This window comes from Sandaracinaceae bacterium, assembly GCA_016706685.1.
Lineage (GTDB): Bacteria > Myxococcota_A > Polyangia > Polyangiales > Houyiibacteriaceae > JADJJE01.
Window position 1 is genome coordinate 130,017 of sequence record JADJJE010000057.1, and the last position, 19,005, is coordinate 149,021.

At 71.3% G+C, this 19,005-nt stretch carries 16 protein-coding genes; 6 read left to right on the plus strand and 10 right to left on the minus strand.

Annotation, left to right across the window (positions count from 1 at the left end; all coding sequences use genetic code 11):
• Window positions 1-49: 49 nt before the first annotated feature.
• From IPI43_33990 to IPI43_34000, 3 genes are all read right to left on the minus strand, one after another.
• The gene (locus IPI43_33990) at window positions 50-1,075 is read right to left on the minus strand and encodes a TerC family protein (GenBank protein ID MBK7779075.1); all 1,026 of its coding nucleotides are present in this window, start codon (window positions 1,073-1,075) and stop codon (window positions 50-52) included.
• A gap of 103 nt (window positions 1,076-1,178) precedes the next feature.
• Window positions 1,179-2,630: a hypothetical protein gene (locus IPI43_33995; protein MBK7779076.1), complete on the minus strand. Its 1,452-nt coding sequence runs from the start codon at window positions 2,628-2,630 to the stop codon at window positions 1,179-1,181.
• A gap of 9 nt (window positions 2,631-2,639) precedes the next feature.
• A complete protein-coding gene (locus IPI43_34000; protein ID MBK7779077.1) occupies window positions 2,640-3,731 on the minus strand; it encodes a DNA adenine methylase in 1,092 nt (363 codons plus the stop codon).
• Between the two features lie 84 nt (window positions 3,732-3,815).
• Here IPI43_34000 and IPI43_34005 point away from each other — a divergent pair, with 84 nt between their 5' ends.
• Both IPI43_34005 and IPI43_34010 read left to right on the plus strand, forming a co-directional pair.
• On the plus strand, window positions 3,816-4,256 hold the full coding sequence (locus IPI43_34005) for a transcriptional repressor (protein MBK7779078.1): 441 nt from the start codon (window positions 3,816-3,818) through the stop codon (window positions 4,254-4,256).
• A 230-nt stretch (window positions 4,257-4,486) separates the two neighbouring features.
• Complete coding sequence (locus tag IPI43_34010) at window positions 4,487-5,587, plus strand: NAD-dependent epimerase/dehydratase family protein (protein MBK7779079.1); 1,101 nt, start codon at window positions 4,487-4,489, stop codon at window positions 5,585-5,587.
• Between the two features lie 41 nt (window positions 5,588-5,628).
• Here IPI43_34010 and IPI43_34015 read toward each other — a convergent pair whose 3' ends face one another.
• Together IPI43_34015 and IPI43_34020 are read right to left on the minus strand one after the other, a co-directional pair.
• The gene (locus tag IPI43_34015; protein ID MBK7779080.1) at window positions 5,629-6,615 is read right to left on the minus strand and encodes a metal-dependent hydrolase; all 987 of its coding nucleotides are present in this window, start codon (window positions 6,613-6,615) and stop codon (window positions 5,629-5,631) included.
• Between the two features lie 25 nt (window positions 6,616-6,640).
• The gene (locus tag IPI43_34020) at window positions 6,641-8,401 is read right to left on the minus strand and encodes an SDR family oxidoreductase (protein ID MBK7779081.1); all 1,761 of its coding nucleotides are present in this window, start codon (window positions 8,399-8,401) and stop codon (window positions 6,641-6,643) included.
• A 107-nt stretch (window positions 8,402-8,508) separates the two neighbouring features.
• On the opposite strand from IPI43_34020, the gene IPI43_34025 reads away from it, so the two are divergent.
• Window positions 8,509-8,985, plus strand: coding sequence for a hypothetical protein (locus IPI43_34025; protein MBK7779082.1), 477 nt, complete (start codon window positions 8,509-8,511; stop codon window positions 8,983-8,985).
• 13 nt (window positions 8,986-8,998) lie between these two features.
• Here the strand turns inward: IPI43_34025 and IPI43_34030 are convergent, their stop codons facing one another.
• The 3 genes from IPI43_34030 to IPI43_34040 all read right to left on the minus strand — a co-directional run bounded on the left by IPI43_34030 (window position 8,999) and on the right by IPI43_34040 (window position 10,851).
• Window positions 8,999-9,562, minus strand: a complete 564-nt coding sequence (locus IPI43_34030; GenBank protein MBK7779083.1) for a hypothetical protein — start codon at window positions 9,560-9,562, stop codon at window positions 8,999-9,001.
• A complete protein-coding gene (locus IPI43_34035; GenBank protein ID MBK7779084.1) occupies window positions 9,559-10,137 on the minus strand; it encodes a hypothetical protein in 579 nt (192 codons plus the stop codon). Before IPI43_34035 ends, IPI43_34030 begins: the two co-directional genes overlap by 4 nt.
• A gap of 69 nt (window positions 10,138-10,206) precedes the next feature.
• The gene (locus IPI43_34040) at window positions 10,207-10,851 is read right to left on the minus strand and encodes a 2OG-Fe(II) oxygenase (protein MBK7779085.1); all 645 of its coding nucleotides are present in this window, start codon (window positions 10,849-10,851) and stop codon (window positions 10,207-10,209) included.
• A 208-nt stretch (window positions 10,852-11,059) separates the two neighbouring features.
• Here IPI43_34040 and IPI43_34045 point away from each other — a divergent pair, with 208 nt between their 5' ends.
• Window positions 11,060-12,316 (plus strand): FAD-dependent monooxygenase, encoded by a 1,257-nt coding sequence (locus IPI43_34045; protein ID MBK7779086.1) that lies wholly within the window; start codon window positions 11,060-11,062, stop codon window positions 12,314-12,316.
• A 10-nt stretch (window positions 12,317-12,326) separates the two neighbouring features.
• On the opposite strand, the gene IPI43_34050 is transcribed toward IPI43_34045, so the two are convergent.
• Window positions 12,327-13,286: an ornithine cyclodeaminase family protein gene (locus IPI43_34050; protein MBK7779087.1), complete on the minus strand. Its 960-nt coding sequence runs from the start codon at window positions 13,284-13,286 to the stop codon at window positions 12,327-12,329.
• Window positions 13,287-13,372: 86 nt separating this feature from the next.
• Here IPI43_34050 and IPI43_34055 point away from each other — a divergent pair, with 86 nt between their 5' ends.
• A complete protein-coding gene (locus IPI43_34055; protein ID MBK7779088.1) occupies window positions 13,373-14,941 on the plus strand; it encodes a hypothetical protein in 1,569 nt (522 codons plus the stop codon).
• Window positions 14,938-17,805 carry a DUF2029 domain-containing protein gene (locus IPI43_34060; GenBank protein ID MBK7779089.1) on the plus strand — a complete coding sequence of 956 codons (2,868 nt, stop codon included), beginning with the start codon at window positions 14,938-14,940 and terminating at the stop codon, window positions 17,803-17,805. Before IPI43_34055 ends, IPI43_34060 begins: the two co-directional genes overlap by 4 nt.
• Here IPI43_34060 and IPI43_34065 read toward each other — a convergent pair.
• A complete protein-coding gene (locus IPI43_34065; protein MBK7779090.1) occupies window positions 17,785-18,993 on the minus strand; it encodes a GGDEF domain-containing protein in 1,209 nt (402 codons plus the stop codon). The two genes, IPI43_34060 and IPI43_34065, sit on opposite strands and share 21 nt — an antisense overlap.
• Window positions 18,994-19,005 lie beyond the last annotated feature (12 nt).

The window sequence follows — 19,005 nt, forward strand, 5'->3', positions numbered from 1 at the left end:
TCAGCAGCATGGGGGTTGGGGCCACCGCGTTGGCGCGGCGGCACGGGGACTACGACTCGTGCGGAGCGTCGGCCTCGGCCGTGGGGTCGGCTGGCGCTTCTGACGGAGGCTCTGCGGGCTGACGTCCGCGTCGCACGCGCTCACCCACCACGGCCAGGACCAGGATGCCCACGATGATGCCCAGCGAGAGCAGGTTCGGGACGTGCACCCAGTTGTGCAGGATCATCTTGAGGCCGATGAACACCAGGATGGCGGCCAGCGCATAGGCCAGCACTTCGAACTCGGCCAGCATGCCCTCGAGCATGAAGAAGAGCGCGCGCAGCCCGAGGATGGCGAAGATGTTCGAGGTGAACACGATGAACGGCTCGGTGGTGACGGCCAGCACGGCGGGCACCGAGTCGAGCGCGAACGCCACGTCGGTCCACTCGACGACCACGAGCGTGAGCGCCAGCGTGGTGAACGCGAACTTGCCGCCCTCGCGCGTGGTGAAGTGGCCATTGTGCGGCCCACCGCGCAGCGGCATGACCCGGCTGGCCATGCGGAAGATGAGGGTCTTCTCGGGGTCCACGTCGTCGTCGTCGCCGCGCACACTGGAGATGCCCTGCCAGATGAGCCAGGCGCCGAAGAAGTAGAAGATCCAGTCGAACTGCTCGATGAGCCAGATGCCGCCGAAGATCATGATGGCGCGCATGACGAGGGCACCGACGATGCCCCAGAAGAGCACGCGGTGGCGGTATTGGCGCGCCACCCCGAAGCGGTCGAACACCATCGCGATGACGAAGATGTTGTCGATGCTGAGCGACTTCTCGAGCACGTAGCCCGTGAGGTAGAGCGTGAGCGCCTCGACACCGTCTGGGACGCTGGGGTCGTGTTGGGCGAGCTGGATGCCGAACCAGTGTTGGTCGTAGATGAGGTAGACGATGCCGCCGAAGCTGACGCCGATGGTGATCCACAGCGCGGTCCAGCGCGACGCCTCCTTGAACCCGATGACGTGGTCCTTGCGGTTCAGGACGCCGAGGTCGAGCGCCAAGAGCGCCACGACGAGAACGAAGAATGCTGACCAGACGTAGATCATGGGGTGTGGTTCGGGCAGGGCCGGAAGGGGCGGAGGATATCAGCCAAACCGGCAACACGCCCGAAGACGTTTCATGCCTTCGAGCGCCCCGGCGGGGGGGGGGCTACTTCTTGGCGCCGAGGCGCTGCTGCACGAGACGCAGGCTGCGCGCGGCGTCCGTGAGGTTTCCGTCGAACGAGATGGCGCGCTTGAACGACTTCTCGGCGGCTTCGAACTCCTCGTCGATGAGGGCGAGGCGGCCTGCGATGTAGTGTGCGAACGCCATGCGCCGGTCCGCGCGCAAGCAGTCCATCATGCGGATCTCGACGCTCTCGCGCTGCTCGGCCACGCTCGCAGAGTCGGCGGTGAGGAAGCGCGCCCAGGCCACGTAGAGGCCGTACTCGTCCGAGGGGTGCCCTGCATAGGCCGTCTCGAACTGCTGTCGCGCGGCGGCCGTGCGCCCCTGCTCGAGGTCCACGCGGCCGCGCTGAAAGTACGTCTCGGCCTCGACCCGTGGGTCTCCCGTGGACGGGCGCGGTGCTGCGGGGGCCGCGACCTTCTGCCGCTCTCGCAGCGCCGCGATGGCGTCGACCGCTCCCGCCCGCGAAGGGGCCGCAGGCCGCGCCCCGCCCGAGGCGCCCGCGAGCCCCTTGAGCACACGGGCGCGCGCGCTGGCTAGCTCGGTAGCGATGGCCTTCGAGCTGGGGGTCAGGGGCTCCGAGGACGCCCGCTCGATGGGGGCCACCTCCGGCTCCGGAGCCGCGAAGGCCGGGGGCCGCAGCGAAGGGAGGGTCCGATCGACGAGGTCCTCTTCGAGCGGGCGCTCGAGGGGCGGGCGCTCGCTGAGGGGTCGATCGGCCTCCACCGTTCGTGGCTCGACGTCTTCCACCAGCCCTGCGAGCCACAGCAGCAGCGCCACACGCATGGACGCCGCGGTCGGCGGCTCCCCCAGCAGGTCGGCGAGCCGCGTGGGCTCCTTGAGCCGACGCACCACCTGCAGGTCGTCGCGCGTGAACGCGAAGCGCGCGCTCCCCAGGTCGGCAGGGTTGCGTAGGCGCCAGCGGCGCTCGAGGGAGAGCATCAGCAGCGGGTACAGGCGCTCCTCGTCGTAGAACGCGTGCAGTCCGGCCAAGATGGCAGGCCCAATCTCCACGGGGAAGCGCGGGACACGCCCAGTGTAGGAGCTGCCCTCGTCGAAGTAGCGGGCGGAGCGCTCGTGCTGGAGGCTGCCCAGCAGGCGGCTCCGCACCTGCCGCACGAGGCCCTCGGTGACCTGCTGGGGGGACAAGTACCCGAGGCGAATGGCCACCTCGCCGAAGCGCATCTCTTCGTGCTCGACCAGCGCGTCGGTCATCTGCTGCAGCACCTCGACGTACTGCTCGCGCGTCAGCGTGCCCTCGCGCGTCAGCACGCGTCCGAGCGTGTCGCTCAGCGTGCCGCCCTCGGCATAGACCAGCTGCCCCTCCACGAAGTAGAGCAGCGTGTGCACGCCCTCGCTGGCCACCTCGAGCTGGCCGGTCGCCGCACGACCCTCCAGGATCAGGAGGTCACGAATGAGGTCAGGGCCTTGATCCACAGTGCTGAGCTAGCGCGAAGCCAGAGGTAATTGCAACTGGACTGATCCAGAATTGCTGTATTCTTCTGCCCCGAGTGCATCCATGGCGGCTGTCAGCGCGCTCTGATCGGGGCTGGCCACGAACAAGAACTCCTTGTTGTGGAGGTGGCTGATGGTCCCGACACGCTCTCCCTGCGGGTTGTGTTGACCGATGGTGGCGCCCACGTAGCGCTTCATCTGGGTGGCCACGACGCCCACGTGGCCACGCTCCGCCAGCAGCCCAGCGAGCTCGTCCATGGTCACGAAGCCCTCGTTGCTGAAGGACACCACCAGGTGCCGGGCGCGCGCGTCACGGATGAGAGCAGCGAGCGCGTCGTGGATCTGCTTGCGCGAGTTGAAGGGGGTGTGGCGCTCGCGGCAGTCCACGCGCTTCTGTGCGATGCCGTATGTCTCCGGGGCGTCCCAGCGCACCAGCGTCTCCCAGATGTGATAGTTGCCCAGGTAGCGGTGCTGGTTGTAGGGCGGGTCCAGGTAGGCCACGTCCACCTCGCGGGCGCGCACGGCGTCGATGGCGTCCATCTGCAGGGCCTCACCGCGGCCGGGGAGGATGTCGGGCATGCGCAGCTCGAGGTCGTTGTTGGCGCGCGCCGCCCACTGCTTCAGATACGCCATCTGAACGCCCGTGGTGGAGTCCACGCGGTCCGCGGCCTCCATGAGCGACACGAGGCAAACCGCTTCGATGTCGGGGGCGAGACTCAGGGCTGCGATGCGGTCTCGCATGGCGTCCACGCGCGCGCCGTTCTTCGGGTGGAAGAAGCGCGCCTTCTCGCAGAACGTCTCGGTGAAGTAGCCGGGGCGGGGGGCCACCTGGCGAAGCTCGGCGAGCACGCGCTCCACCTCGCCCCGCACCTCGGTGGCGTCGGCCTGCACATAGCAGCGGCCCAGCGTGGCAGCGTAGGCCAGCTGGTCGTTGGCGATGACCTGCATGCCCTGCGCCTTGAGTGCTCGGCCCACCCGTGAGGTGCCGCTGAAGACGTCCATGACGCGGCCTCCGCCGAGGGCGGTGACAACGGAGACGATGCGCGGCACGAGCAGCCGCTTGGAGCCGATGTACTTGATCAAAGGGATGCGGCCGAGTGGGGAGGAGCAGCCTGCCAAGGGGCCGGGGCAGTTGCAAATGCAATGTTCGTGCAACAACATGGGCAAATGCCACTGCCCGTCGACGACCACGCCCTGCGCGCCAGCATTCGCGGTGCAGGGCTGCGGGCGACGGGTGCGCGCGTGGCGGTGCTGCGGGCCTTGGCGAGCGCGAGCGGGCCGGTCTCGCACGCCGATGTGTGCGCTGCGATCGGGAGCTCCGACTTCGACCGCGCCACGGTGTACCGCAACCTGGTGGACCTGACGCGGGCCAACCTCGCAAGGCGCAGCGACGTGGGCGACCACATCTGGCGCTTCGAAGCGACGGTGAGCGTGGACGGCCACGACGACGTGCACCCGCACTTCGTGTGTATGGAGTGCGGCAACGTGGCCTGCCTGCCCGAGGGGGCCGTGCGCATCGACCGGCGCTTGAGCGCGCTGCCAGCCGCGATGCGCGCTGCTCAGGTGGAGGTGCACGTGCGCGGTCGCTGCGACGGCTGCGCCAGCTAGAAGCGCCTTCCACGTGGACGTTGTCGTGGGCGTTGTCGTCATCGTGGGCGTGGGCCTCGACGGCGACGGCGACGGCGACGAAAACCGGGGCGACCCCCTCGTGGTTCGTCGCCGTCGCCGTCGCCGTCGCCGACAACGCTCACGACAACGACAACGACAACGTTCTGGTGCGGCTTTGGCGCCCGGCGCCGAGTTCCCTTCACTCGACCGAGCGAGTACAACGGCCGCCCATGACCACTGAACCGCGCTTGCCGATGGACGCAGACCTGGGCGGGTGCCTGGTGACGGGAGGGGCGGGGTTCCTCGCAGGGCACATCGTTCGCGCGCTGCTCGCCGAGGGACACACGGTGCGCAGCTTGGACCTGCGCGAGCCCGACATCCGGCACGAGCGCTTCACGCATCAGCGTGGTGACCTGCGGGTGCCGGCCGACGTGCTCCGCGCGTGTGAGGGCGTGGACACGGTGTTCCACACGGCGGCGGTGGTGGACTTCGTGGGCGTGGCCAGCCCCGCGCGGCGGCGCCGAAGCGTGGACCTGAACGTGGGCGGGACGGCGAACGTGATCGAGGCGTGCTTGGCCGCCGGTGTGAAGCGGCTGATCTACACCAGCACCAACAACGTGGTGCTGGGAGCGCCCGTGGAGAACGCCACGAGCGCCACTCCCTACCCCGCGCGACACGCCGACCTCTACTCCGCCACCAAGACGCGCGCCGAGCGGCTGGTGCTGGCCGCCAACGGGCGTGCACACCATGGCAAGGCGGGGGCGAGCGGGGGCGCTTCCGTGTTGGCCACCTGCGCGCTGCGCCCTGGGGGTATCTACGGCGTGGGCGACCCCTTCTACCTGCCGCAAGTGATCGAGAAGTGTGCACGAGGGCTGCTGCTGGCCGACATCGGCGACGGCAGCGCCATGGCCGACAACACGTTCGTGGGGAACCTGGTGCACGGCGAGCTGCTCGCGGCACGTCACCTTCACCCGGGCTCGAAGGTGGCCGGCCACGCGTACTACATCACCGACGGCGAGCCCACGAACCCGCTCGAGTTCTTCCGGCCGATCATCGAGGGCCTCGGCTACCGCGTTCCCACGCGGCGCCTGCCCTACCGCCCCATGTACGCGCTGGGCTATGCGTGGGAGGTGCTGCACCGCTACCGCCTGGCGCCGGAGCCGCAGGTCACCCGCTTGCACTGCATGAAGGCCGCCCTATCCCACAGCGGCAATCTGGCGGAGGCGCAGCGGGACTTCGGCTACGAGCCCATCTACGCTTGGCGCGAGGAGCTGGCCGCATGCGTTCCCTACTGCCGCGAGGTGCTCGCCGAGATGAAGCGGAGACGGTGACTCGGAGGCCACCATACCGAGGGCAGGCGACGACGGGAGTCTCAGACCACGGCGCCGCTGGCGCGCGCGGCGGGTGAGCGCGCGAGGTAGGCCAGCGCCTCGGCCGTGCTGCCCTCGCGGCGCGGGTCGTACCACGGGCTGAAGAACGGCAGCTCCTGGCGCGCGAGCGTGAAGAGCGAAGGCAGCATGCCCCTGCGCGCGGTGCGCTCCCACTCGAGCCAGATCCAGGGGCGCAGCGCGCTCGGCCGCTTGCTGGCAAAGCGTGGGTCTTGGCTCATGAGGTGCGCGGCGCCGTGCGCCCACAGGCCGAAGATGGCGGGCATCACGATGCTGGCCAGGTAGTAGCGCGATAGGTAGCCACCGCCGAGGTGCCGGTACAGGTCGAAGGCCACGCTGCGGTGCTCCACCTCTTCGGCGCCGTGCCAGCGCAGCAGATCGAGCAGCGTGGGGTCCGCGCCGACTTCGTCCCACGCGTGGTTGCGGAGCGCGTAGTTCCCGAGGACGCACGTCATGTGCTCGATGGCCGCGATGATGCCCAGGCGGAAGAGCAGCCACTGGCGCTCGGCGCGGGCCGGCACCGTGAGGCCGAGCGGCTGCTCGCTCAGCAGCGTGGCGAACAGCCAGTCTTCCTGGTCGAGGTTGCTCTGCGTCTCGATACCGTGCGCGTTCAGGTACTCGACGATGGCCTTGCTGTGGGCCTGCGCGTGCATGGCCTCCTGCCGGATGAAGAGGCGCACGTCCTCGGCCAGCTTCGGGTCCGTGACCAGCGGGAGCGCGGTGTTGAACACCTTGCAGAACCAGCGCTCGCCCGCCGGCAGGAGCAGGTTGATCTCGTTGATGAAGTGGCTGGCGAAGGGCTGCCCCGGGATCCACTCGAGCGGCGTGTCGCGGAAGTCGAAGCGCACGCGGCGCACCACCAGCTGCCCCTCGGTGCGAGAGGCGGGCGGCGCGCTTCGGGTGGCGCGAGAGGCGGGAGCAGCCGCTGGGGCGGTCGCAGCGACACGGGACGAGCTGGTGGCAACGGTCATGGGGCGTTCCGGGTGGAGAGCGGGATCAGGCACCAAGGTCCACGCGCGCGAGGCGCCGCAGGAGCGCGGGAGAGAGGCGCGCCAGCCAGCGCGCGCCATGGGCCTCGGAGCCCACGGGCACGTCGTCGCGCCGGTGCTCGACAGCATCCAAGATGGCCTGCGCGATGGTGGCGGGGAGCAGGTTGCGGCGCTGGTAGAGGCGCGTGGCCTTCTGCTGCTGCTCGACCTCTTGCGCGGCCGTCCGACCCACGAAGCGCGTGGTCTGCGTGATGTTGGTGATGGAGAAGCCGGGGCAGATGGTGCTCACGTGCACGCCGTCGTCGGCGAGCTCCGCGCGCAGGCAATCGCTCAGCATGCGCACGGCGGCTTTGGTGGTGGCGTAGGCCGCCACGGTGCGCGAGGGCGTGTACGCCGCCATGGACGCCACGTTCACGATGTGGCCGGGCTTCTTCGCGTCCTTCATCTGCTGCCCGAACAGGCGCGAGCCCAGGATGACCCCGCCCAGGTTCACGCGCAGCAGGCGGTCCCAGTCCGCGTCCGTGGTGTCGAAGAAGGAGCCCGCCAGGCCGATACCCGCGTTGTTGACCACCACGTCGGGCGCGCCCAGCTGCTGGTGCACCCACTCGGCCAGGGCGTGCATGGCCGCCGGGTCACCCACGTCCACCTGGCGCGACCAGGCCGAGCGCCCTAGCTGCTGGCAGCGCCGCGCCGTCTCTTTGGCCGTGTCGGCGTGCAGGTCGACCGCCACGATGTCGGCACCCTCGCGGGCGAACAGCAGCGCCGTCTCGCGGCCGAAGCCGGAGCCGGCCCCGGTGACCAGCACCAGCTTGCCGCGCTGTGAGCCCGTGGGGGCGCGCCCGCCGTGGGCATAGCGGCGCGCGCGCTCCATGGAGAGCGGTGACTGGCCCTGGCCGTCCACATGGCGAACGAAGGCGCGCACGTGGCGCACCACCTCGGCGGGCTGCACCAGCTGGAGCCAGTGGGTGCTGTCCACCTCGCTGCGGTACACGTTGGGGGCCCACTCGGTGAGCGAGTCCCAGATCTCGGGCACCATGTAGTGGTCTTCCCGCGAGCACAGCAGGTGCACCGGCAGGCCCGTGCGGCGCACCGCAGGCTGCCGCAGGCGCTCGGTCACGTTGGCGCGGTAGAGGTTCACGCCATAGCGCCCGTCGAGCGCAAAGGTGGGGCTCGGCGGCGCAGCGGTGAGGCCCTCGCGGGCGGCCAGCCGGCGCTGGAACGCGTCGCCCGCCACACGGAAGATGGTGGGAGCCAAGCCCGGGAGCTGGAACATGCCGATGTACCAGCTGTGGCTCACCTGGGACGCGAGCAGGCCCAGGTCGTGCCGCGAGCCCGCGCGGAGGCGATCGCGCAGCCAGTGCCCCACGTGGTCGAGGCAAGGGCCCGACATGCTGGTGAACGACGCGAAGCGCTGCTCCAGCCGCTCGTCACAAACGACCTCCCACGACTGGATCGAGCCCCAGTCGTGTGCCACCAGGTGCACCTTCTGGTGGGGCGCGACGGCGTCCAGCACGGCCTCCATGTCCCGCACCAGCAGGGGCAGCGCGTAGTCTGCCGTGCGCTCCGGGCGGGTGGAGTTCCCGGCCCCGCGCACGTCGTAGGCCACCACGTAGTGGTCCACGGACAGCTGCTCGGCGACCGCCTGCCAGACGTGCGCGCTGTCGGGGTAGCCGTGGACCAGGAGCAGCGTGGGCCGGCCTGCAGGCTCGCCCCAGGTGTAGAGCGCGAGCTGCACGTCGCCGGACGTCACGAAGCGAGAAGGCGTCATGACTGATCAGTATGGTGTTTCGCAGGCGCGCGCAGTAGCGCCATCTCGGGCCATCCTCACGACAATCTGGGCCACGCGGCGCGCCGGGACGGCTATGCTCCGGGCGCATGCTGACCGTCAGCCAAGGGCCGACCCACCACTTCTTCGGCCTCGAGAACATCCTCGTCACGTACTACGTGCAGGTCCCGCCCATCGAGGCGCTGCGCGAGCGCGAGGCGTGGATGCGGGCCATCACACGCACGCACGACCGCATCGCGCTGTTGGTGGTGGTGGACAAGGACGCGGTCGGGCCGCTGCCGGGCGAAGAGTTTCGCGCCGTACTGCGCGAGCAGGCCGAGCAGTACAAGCACCTCACGGCGTGCAGCGCGGTCGTGCTCGAGGGCGACGGCATGTGGTTCTCGCTGCTGCGCGCCGGGCTGCGCTCCCTCACCCTGGCGTCACACGTGTCTTTTCCGGTGCGTTACTTCGACAAGGTCGGTGACGCCGCGCCGTTCGCGGTGGCCTGCGTGGACGCCATGGTGGACTCGCGCGCCATCGCGCGGGCCCTCGAGTCGGTGCGTCTAACGCCGCCCGTGGTGGGGTGACCCGCCGCAGGCTTCACTCCGTGAAGCCGAGCTCGATGCGCCAGTTCGCGCCATCGTCCACGGTCATGCGGCCCACGCTGCGGTCCAAGCGAACACGGGGGTCGCCTCCGTGGGCGATGTCATCGTCGTCGAGGCAGGTGGTCACGCGCTGCTCGCTCACCTCGCAGGTGAGCTGGCCAAAGCTGTCGAAGCCATAGATGCGTTGGCCTCCGCAGCTCAGCTTCAGCAGCGTGTTGTAGGGGAAGAAGGCCGGCTGGAACTGCAGCGTGCACGCCTCGCCGAGGATGGCAGGAGCCGGACCCTCCACACCGCGCACCTCGAGCGTCAGCCGCTCGGGCTCCACGTAGCGCAGGACGGTGTAGGCGATGACGCCCAGCGTGGGCAGCCCACCCAGCACCACCGCGAGCAGCATGGACCGACGGATCTTGCGCTTCACCAGCAGCGCGTTCGCGCGGGTGTCGAGATCCTTCTGCGCGGCCGCGTGCGCCGCCTTGGCCGCGTCGAGGTCCACGGTCGCTTCGCGCAAGTCGGCTTCGAGGGTCTCGACGCGCTCACGCAGGCGCTCCACCTCGCTCATGGCAGGGCTCCTCCGAAGGCGATGTCCACGGCCCACGCGGGCGCGCTGTCCTCGATGCGGACGGTCAGGGCCGCGCGGTCGAAGGTCATCTTCGGGTCGCCGCCGTCGTCGCTGAAGCTCTCGTCCTCGCAGCGCGCGATGGCGCCCTCGCGCTCCGTGCAGCCCACGTAGCCGAGCGAGCCGCCGCCGTAGATCACGCGGCCATCGCACAGCACGCTGATCTTCGCGTCGTAGTGTTCCGACTCGGCGTCCGAGACGAACACGGTGCAGCGCGCGCCCGAGCGGAGGCCGGCCTCCCCCGAGGTGCCGACCACCCGACCGTAGTAGGTGCGGGAGTCGGAGCTGCTGGCGCCGCTGGCAATGCCCGCGCCGACCAAGACCACCAGCGCTGCCCCCGCGAACACGGCGAGCCTGGGTGAGCCCGTGGTGAGCTCGGCGGCGCGCGCCTCCACGCCTTGATCGAGCACGCGGGTGGCCTCGAGCAGCTGGTCGCGCTCACGGCGCAGCGCATCGAGCGACTCTTGCAGGGTGCGCACGCGCTGCCGCAGGGCCTCGGTCTCGTCGCGAAACGCCATGGGGTGCGAGGCTATCCGGGATGGCGCGGCAGGTCACGCCCCGAGGCGGCCGGGTTCATCCGCGGGCGGCTAGCGCGGGCGCACCCACAGCGCCCCGTGGGCGGGCGCGGGCGTGTAGCTCGGGTCCGCGGCGCGTCGCGTCTCGTCGCTCTGGTAGTAGTAGGCCACCAGGCTCTTCCGCGCGCGCTCGGGCGGGCACCCGAGCGGCTGGGGGTGCCCGTGGTACCCATCGTCCGAGTGCAGCATGACCACGCAGCGGTTGTGCAGGGGGGCGATGCGCTGCGCACACGCCGAGCGGTCCGCGGGCCAGAGCTCGAGCGCGCCGCCCCACCCGTCCTGCCAGCCGGGGTTCAGGTAGAGCAGCACCGTGAGCGCGCGCGAGAGCCCTCGGAAGCGGTCGCGGTTGAAGTCCGCGTGGAGATCCAGGTGCCCTCCCGGCAGCGTGAGGTGCGCACCCGCCGCGCGGAACGAGGGGTCGCCAATCAGTCCGCGCAGGCCGCTGAGCTGCTCCAGAAACCGCAGAAAGACCGCGCCGTTGAGCTGGTCGAGCGTGTGGCGCACCAGCGGGTCCACGCCCTCGAAGTCGGCGCGCTGCAGGTGCCCGAGGCGGCCCGCCTGCTCCGCGTGGTCCACGCGCTTCCAGTGAGGGTGCGAGGGCGCGGGGAACGCGGCCGCCAGCGCGTCGGCCAGCGGCGCGGGCAGGAAGTCGTCCATCACCGCGTGCGCGAACGGCGCGGCGCTCGTGAAGCGGGCGGCGTGGCGAGCCACGTGCCCCGCGAAGAGCGCGGGCTCGAAGAAGAAGCCGGGGCCTTGGAGCAGCACGGGCAGAGCATGCGCCGGCCACGCGGGGTGGGCCAGAGCGCACGCCCCCCGCGACCACGGAGTCTTGAGATGTGCGGGGCCTGTGGAATAGTCCGGCCGCATGTCGCGCTCTCGCATCGGTGTCATCGGCGGAGGTCCCGGTGGGAGCTCCTTCGCGCTCTACCTGACCAACCTGGGGGTGGACCCTGCGGACATCACCATCGTGGACCAAGCGCACTTCCCGCGGCCGAAGCTGTGCGGCGGGGGCCTGACTCATCGCGGCACGGAGCTGGTGCAGGGGCTTCTGGGTGGGCAGCCCCTCGGGGGCGGTGAGACGCGTGGGCTCGAGTTCCGCTGCGCGCTCGGGGCCGTGAACGTGGTGGAGCGCGGGCCGCAGTGGCTCTATGACCGGGGCCGGCTGGACAACCTGCTGCTGGGGGAGTGCAAGGCGCGCGGCGTGCGGGTCATCGAAGGCGAGCGGGTGCGCGAGGTGGAGGCGCAGGGCGACGGATTCCGGCTGCACACGGGCGCGGCGGGCGGCGACACCGCGCTCGACGTCGGCTGGTTGGTGGGCGCCGACGGCGCGCGTGGCGTCACCGGGCGCGCGCTCGGCCTGCGCCCCGGCATCGTGGGGCGCTTGATCGAGGCGGTCTTCGAGCCGGTCAGCAGCCCGCATGATCCAGGCATCCTGTACTTCGACTTCGACCCCATCCTGGACGGCATCCCGGGCTATGCGTGGATCTTTCCGTACCCGAAGCCCAGCACGGCGGAAGGTGGGACGAGCGCCGTGAGCGTTCTGCCGGGGCTCTTCAAGCTGGGCATCATGGACGGCCGCGGCGTGACGCCTGGAGCCGAGCTGAAGCGCTGGACCATGGCGTACGCCGAGCGCAACGGCTTCCGGCTGCTGGACGACAAGCTCTCCGGCTGGCCCGAGCACTACTACGCGCCGAGCACGCGCGCGCACGTCCCTGGCGCCATCCTGGTGGGCGAGGCCTGGGGCATCGACCCGCTGCTGGGCGAGGGGATCGCGCCGGCGCTCGAGAGCGCGGCGTATGGGGCCGCGCGGCTCAAGCAGGCCCTCGACGGCGGCACGCGCGAGATCCGCGGCTACGAGCGCGGCTTCCAGTGGTCTCTCGCGGGCCGCAACCTGTGGTTCCAGGCCAAGCTGGCGAACCTGCTCTACGGAAAGAACCCCAACCGCTGGCTGCGGGTGCTCTTCGAGAACGACACGCTCCTGCGCCTGGCGGCGAGCGGCGAGGAGCAGTACGGGCGCCTGGCGAGGACCCTGCCGCGCCTGCTGCTGGGATACGCGGGCCAGGTGCTGCGCCGCGGGGTGCCCAGCAACGCGCCCATCGCGCTGCCTGCTTCGGTCGACTGAGCGCCGCGAGCTACGAGCGGAACACGATCTGCTGGCCGATGCCGCGGCTGCGCGCCTGCTCGAAGGCCACGCGCGCGATGGCGGCGTCCTGGATGGCGAGCCCGGTGGAATCGAAGACCGTGAGCTCGGCGTTCTTGGGAGCGGCGCGCCGCCCCGCCACGATGGCCCCCAGCGTCTCGCGGGCAGCCTTCGGGTCCAGCTGTCCGCGCGAGATGGGCACGTTGACCTCGCCGCTGTGGTGCGCCTGCTCGATGTCGTCCACGTAGATCTTCGCGTCCAGCAGGATGGCGGTCTCGAGCTCCTGCTTGCCCGCCGCGTCCGCGCCCATGGCGTTGATGTGCGTGCGGCCCTCGAGCCACTTGCGACGCAGCACGGGGATGCGCGTGGGTGTGGCGGTGCAGACGATGTCGCAGCGCGCCGCGTCCTCGAGCGACACGGCCTCGCCCTCGTTCTCGTGGGCGAAGCGCTCGGCCGCGTCGCGCCGGATGTCGGCGGCCTTCACCGCGAAGCCTGGCCCGAACACGAAGCGGTGCGCGTCGAGGATGGCCTGCGCCTGCACGCCACAGCCGATGAAGCCCACCGACTTGGGCTCGTCGCGGTAGAGCATCTTGGACGCGACGGCGGCGGCGGCGCCCGTGCGCAGCGCGGTGAGTAGGGTGGCGTCGAGCACGGCAGCAGGCAGCGCGGTGTCCGGGTGGTTCAGGATGTAGAGGCCCATGACGCTGGGGAGGCCGTGCCGCGAGGGGTTCTCGGCGTAGACGCTGACCCACTTCACGCCGGCCGCGTCACCGAGCGCACCCGGCATGGCGCGGAAGTCGCCCGCGTGCTCGGGGATGTCCAGGTACACCTTGGGCGGCATACGCGCCTCACCACGACCGTGAGCGGCGAAGGCGCGCTCCACGGCAGGGACCACCATGTCCATCGTGAGCACGCTGCGAACTTGGGACTGGGTCAGGAGCAGGGTCGCCATCGGGCGCGAGCATAACCGCAATGCACACGGCCGTGCGTGTCGAGTTGGCCCGAGCGCTCTGCCCGAGCCCTGCTACTGTCGCGGCCGTGACGCGTCGCCTCGTCCCGGAAGTCCTCCTCGCGCTGCTCGCCCTCGCGTGCGCGGTGCCGCTGTTCGTGGTGGAGCACCCGCCCATTCAGGACTTGCCCCAACACCTGGCCGCCATGCGCGTGCTGGTGGACTACGGTTCCCCTGGGCTGCGCTTCCAGGAGTTCTTCGAGGTGGACCTGCTGCGCACGCAGTACCTGGCCTACTACGGCGTGGTGCGCGTGCTGGGGACGGTGCTGCCCGTCGAGCTGGCCAACCGGCTGGTGCTGGCCGCCGCCATCGTGGGCACGCCGTACGCCATGCGCGCGCTGCTGCGTGCGCTCGGGCGCGACGAGCGGCTGTGCGTGCTGACGCTCCCGCTCACCTGGAACGCGCATCTCATCTTGGGCTTCCTGAACTTCATCTCGGCCATTCCGCTGGCGCTCTTCGGGCTCGCGCTGGCGGCGCGCCTGCGGCAAGAGTTCACGCCGCGCCGAGCGGTGGGGCTGGCCGTGGTCAGCACGCTCACCTTCTACACCCATGTGGTGCCGTTCGCGTTCCTGGGGCTGGGCGCCGCGCTCATGCTGGTGGGCGATGGCCTGCGCGAGACGCTGCGTCGCTGGCTGGCGCTCGTGCCGGCTGGCCTGGCGGCGCTGCTCTGGACCCGCGTGAGCCCCGCCGGGCAGGCCACGCTGAGCGCCACGGCCATGGGCGGCGACGGGGCCGATGCGGGCCCGCAGCCCCACTTCGCCGCCCCGGGGGACGCGCTGCGCGAAGCGCCCATGTGGCTGACCGACGTGCTGCACGGCGACGCGGACATAGAGGTCCTGATCGCCTACATGGTGTTGCTGCTGCTGTTCCTGGCGACTGGCGCGGGGCGCGACCAGGAAGACACCAGCCCCGAAGGCCGTCGCCGCGGGCGCATGCTGCGGGTGGTGGGGCTGCTGTCACCGCTGGCCGTGCTGGCGTACTTCGTGGCGCCCACGTCCTATGACTGGATCTGGCCCATCAACGCGCGCTTCCCGCTGCTGGCGCTGATCTTCGCCATCCCGCTGCTGCCGCGCGCGCGGGGGGTGGGCGGCGGGCTGCTGCTGGCGGTGGCGGCGCTGCTCACGCTGCGCTCGGCCCAGACGGTCACCGACGCGTTCGTGGCCTTCGAGACCGAGGAGGTGGGCGCCCTCGACGAGGCCATCGCCGCCATCCCCGAGGGCAGCCGCACCGCCGGGCTCATCTGGGACCGTGGCTCGCGCCACGTGGGCTTCTCGCCGTTCATCCACAGCGTGGCGTGGGTGCAAGCGCGACGCGGCGGCGCCGTCATGTTCACGTTCGACGACTTCCCACAGAGCCCGGTGGTGTTCCGCGAGGACAACCGCCCGCCGCGGGTGGGACCACGCTGGGAGTGGATGCCCGAGCGCGTGGACCCGGAGACCGACCTCGCCTTCTACCACTACGTGCTGACGCGCGGGGGCCCGGGCCGCATCGCCCGCGGCCGTGCGTTCGAAGAGATCTTCCATGATGGCCCGTGGCGCGTCTATCGGCGCCGCTACTTGGAACCGGGGCTACCGGTCCCCTCGGAGGCTCCGCCGTGAGCGCAGCTGGCTGGGACCCGAAGCGGCACGTGGGCATCACGCTGGGGCTGCTGGCGCTGGTGGGGGCGTGCGCCTTCGCGTGGGCATCCTATGTGCCGCACACCTTCATCCTGCGCGACGGCCGCTTCTACACCAACACCGCCGCCACGCTGACCGAGTCGCTGTCGCTCGAGCAGCCCTACGCGCGCAGCTGGTACAGCGGGACCCTGGGCTGGAACTACAACCTGGACGCGGGCTGGAGCAACATCGCGCTCGGCCGCAACGGGGAGCACCTGCCCAAGCACCCGCTGCTGCTGCCGGTGCTCTCGGCGCCGTTCTTCTTCGCCCTCGGCCTGCCCGGGCAGCTGCTCTTCAACCTGCTCACGTTCTTCGTCATCGGCGGCTGCGCGTTCGGCATCGCGCGTCGTTACGTGGACGAGCAGGACGAGGCCGCCGCCGCCATCGCCGCGCTGGCCCTGCCGCTCGGCACCAGCATCCTGAGCTACGCCTACGACTACCACGTGGACACGCTGCTGCTGGCGCTCTTCCTGGGCGGCGTGCTGGCCATCCACGTGGGGCGCGGCGTGCTGGCAGGCGTGCTGCTGGCGCTGATCGTCACGCTCAAGCCCACCTGCCTGATGTGGGTGCCCGCGTTCCTGCTGATGGCGCTCTCGCCGCAGGCCTCGCTCGACCGGCGCGGGCTCTTCCGTGCGCTCGCCGCGGGCACCGTGGTGCTGCTGGCCTATGCGGCGCTCAACACGTGGCTGTTCGGCCGGCCGCACTGGGCGGGCTACAACCGCACGCTCGTGGTGGTGGATGGCCAGCCGGGCATCGCCGACCACGTGGACGCGTTCTCGTTCCCCCTGGTCGACGGCCTCCGGCGCTTGTTCCTGGGCAACTACGGCATCGCGCGGCTCTTCGCGCTGTTCACGTTGGCGCTGCCCGGCTGGCTGTTGCTGGCGCGCCGCGCGCCGCGCTACGTGGTGGGGTCCGTGCTGGCCCTGGGCTTCGCGGTGCTGGTGTTCGCCAAGTACGACTGGGAGGGCGACCGCTTTCTGTGGCCAGCGCTCGGCCTGCTGGTCCCGCCGCTGGCGGCCTCCTTCGCGGGGCTGGTGCGCGGCCTGCGCGCCCTCGTGGTTCGTGGCCTCGGCGCCGAGCGGGAGGCGCTCTTCCGCCATGCGCCGGCGCGCGACAGAAGCCTCGCCGCGCTCGCGGTGGTGGCCGTGCTGGTGGCTGCGCTCGCGACCACCACCCAGCCCACCGCGCGCCTCGAGCGGTCCACCTACGCCATCGCGGCGCAGCAGCTGGCCACGCACGGCACGCTCTCGGCCGTGGGCACGCCGCTCGCCCCCGAGGGGCTGCCGCTGTTCGAGGACGCCCGCTCGCAAGTCTCGCGCGATCGCTCGGGGGCGTTGGTGGCGCGCGTGTCGCCGCTGGCCACCGTGCTGGCGGCGCCCTTCGCGCTCTTCGGTCCGGCGGGGCTCCTGGCGCTGCACGTGGCGCTCGCCGCGTTGCTGGCGTGGCTGTTGGTCACCCTCTCGCCGCGCCCTCCCACGGTGCTGGCCGCGGGCGTGGTGCTGGTGCTGTGGCTGCCCGGCATGCGCGAGCGCGTGCTGGACGGAGGCCCCGCGCTGATGAGCGCCACCGCGTTGGTGGGCGCGCTGCTGGCCGCCGAGCGCGGCCGCGTGGCGCTGGCCATGACGCTCGCGTGCGTGGCCACCGCGCTCGGTGACGCGCCGCTACTCATCGTGCCCGCGGTGCTGGTGCTGCTGTGGCGGCCGCTGCGCGTGTGGCGCGCGCTCGCCACCACGCCCGAAGCGCAACGCACGCTGTGGACGCGCCTCGCGCTGCGCGGGCTGACGCCGGTGTTGGCGCTGGTGCTGCTCAACCTCCTGTACTGGGGGCGCCCGCTGGCCACGGCGGCAGACCGCGTGGCGGTCATGGGCCTCGACGGGGCGTACGCCGTTGCGCCCACGCAGTCCCTGGTGACGCTGCTGAACGCCGCGTTCGGCGGGGACCCCGACCCGGTGCGCGCCTTCGCGCCGCTGTTGCTGCTGGCGCTCCCGGGGCTCGGGCTGATCGCCGTCGGGCGCCGTGACCTGGCCATCGCGCTCGGCCTGGTGCTGCTCTCGCTGGCGGTGCCGGGCGTCATCGCCGACGACGCGCAGCTGCCGCTGTTCGCGTGCTTCGTGCTGGTGCTGCCCCTCGGCCGCGCGCTCGCCGTGCTGGGCTCGCTGCTGGACACCGCGGCGCACCGGCTGGTGGCACGGCTGCCCGGGCGGGTGGGGCTCGCGCCCGCGCTGGCGGGCGGCGTCCTGCTGCTCACGCTGCTGCTGGTGGGCGTGGGGCGGCGCGCGCTGGCGAGTGACGTGTTCGACGTGGCCAACCCAGACGCGGTGCGCCACGCACGCGTGACCTTGGCCGTGGGCCAGCGTGGTGCCGACGTGCCCTGCGACTTCCTGGCCTGGGAGTACCAGGGCTGGGAGTGCGCCAGCTACGAGCGCGGCGTCACGCTCACGGGCTTGGCCACGGCGTCGCCGGCGCGCTTCGGCCCCGACGGAAGGCCGGACCTGCACCTGGGCACGGACGCGCGCGGAAAGGCGCGCACCATCGCCTTCGACGACGTGACGCTGGGCGAGCGCCTGGAATTCCGGGTGCGCTTCGACATCAGCAGCGCGAAGGTGGGCACGCTGCAAGTGCTGCTGAACGACGAGGTGGCCCACGAGGTCGCGCTCGCCGAGCTGGCCGCGGCGCGCGACGACCAAGGCCGCAGCACCGTACGCGTCGACACCTCGTCGCGTCGCGGCGAGCGCGTGACGCTGGCCCTGCGCCTCGCGAGCCTGCGCTATCGCACGTCGCTCTGGCTACGCGGTGGCCCGCGCTGAACCGTCGCCCGACTCGAGCACCACGCAGTCGCGCCCGGCCTCTTTGGCCGCGTAGAGCGCGGCGTCGGCGGCCTGCACCAGCTCGGCAGCGCTGCGCGGCTTCTGCGGGTCGAGGGTGGCACAGCCCGCGCTGGCGGTGACGCGCAGCAGCTTGTCGTCATGGGTCACCACCAGGTTGGCGATGGCGGTGCGCACCCGCTCGGCCGCGCTCTGGGCACCTTCGAGGTTGGTGCCCGGCAGCACCAGCAGCAGCTCCTCGCCGCCATACCGCCCGGCGGCGTCCACCTCGCGCAGCTCGGCCAGCACCGTGCGGCCCACCGCCGACAGCACGGCATCGCCCGCCGGGTGGCCGTGGGTGTCGTTCACGCGCTTGAAGTGGTCGAGGTCGATCATCACCACGGACAGCGGCGCCTCGAAGCGGCGGGCGCGCACGAGCTCGCGCTCGAGCGTGCGGTCCAGCTTGCGGCGGTTGGCCAGGCCCGTGAGCAGGTCGGTGGCCAGCAGCTCGTTGAGCTCGGCCTGCCGCGCGCGGGCGATGGACATGGCGAGCCCGATGCCGCCCAGCACGAAGGCCATCAACACGATGGTGAAGGCGAGGTTCAGGTAGACCCACACGTCGGGCGGGCGCTGCCCCGAGAACACCACGTGCGAGAACACCGGCCCGTAGCCGAGCACGCCGGCGCGCTCCAGCAGACACGTGCCCACGATGACCACGAGGCCCACGAAGGCCCCCTGCGACGCACGCCGCGCGTCGAACAAGAGGAACACCGCCATCCCACCCGCCATGAAGCCCAGCAGCACCGGCGTGGAGAACGGCCCCACGGCGTAGGACCCGAGGGCGATGGCGATGAACCACGAGTGGATCACCACGCGCACGAAGAGGTCGTGCTTGCCCTCGCGGCGCCGCAACAGCAGCCAGCCGAGCAGCATGACCACGAACGAGCCCACGATGGCGTAGAGGAACTGCTGCGTGACGGACAGCGCGGGGCGCGAGATGTAGGGCTCGAGCGTGGGGTCCGCGAGCAGGCCGCGGATGCGCCAGATGTAGAACAGCGTGAAGGGAATGGGCGGAAAGAAGATCAGGATGGTCTTCTGGATGTCGCTCCACTCGAGGGGGTTGCCGAACGCGCGCAGCCCACGGTGTCTCCGTGAGGGCGTCGGACGGGGGGGCGAACCCGAGGCTTCCACGCCCCCGAGACT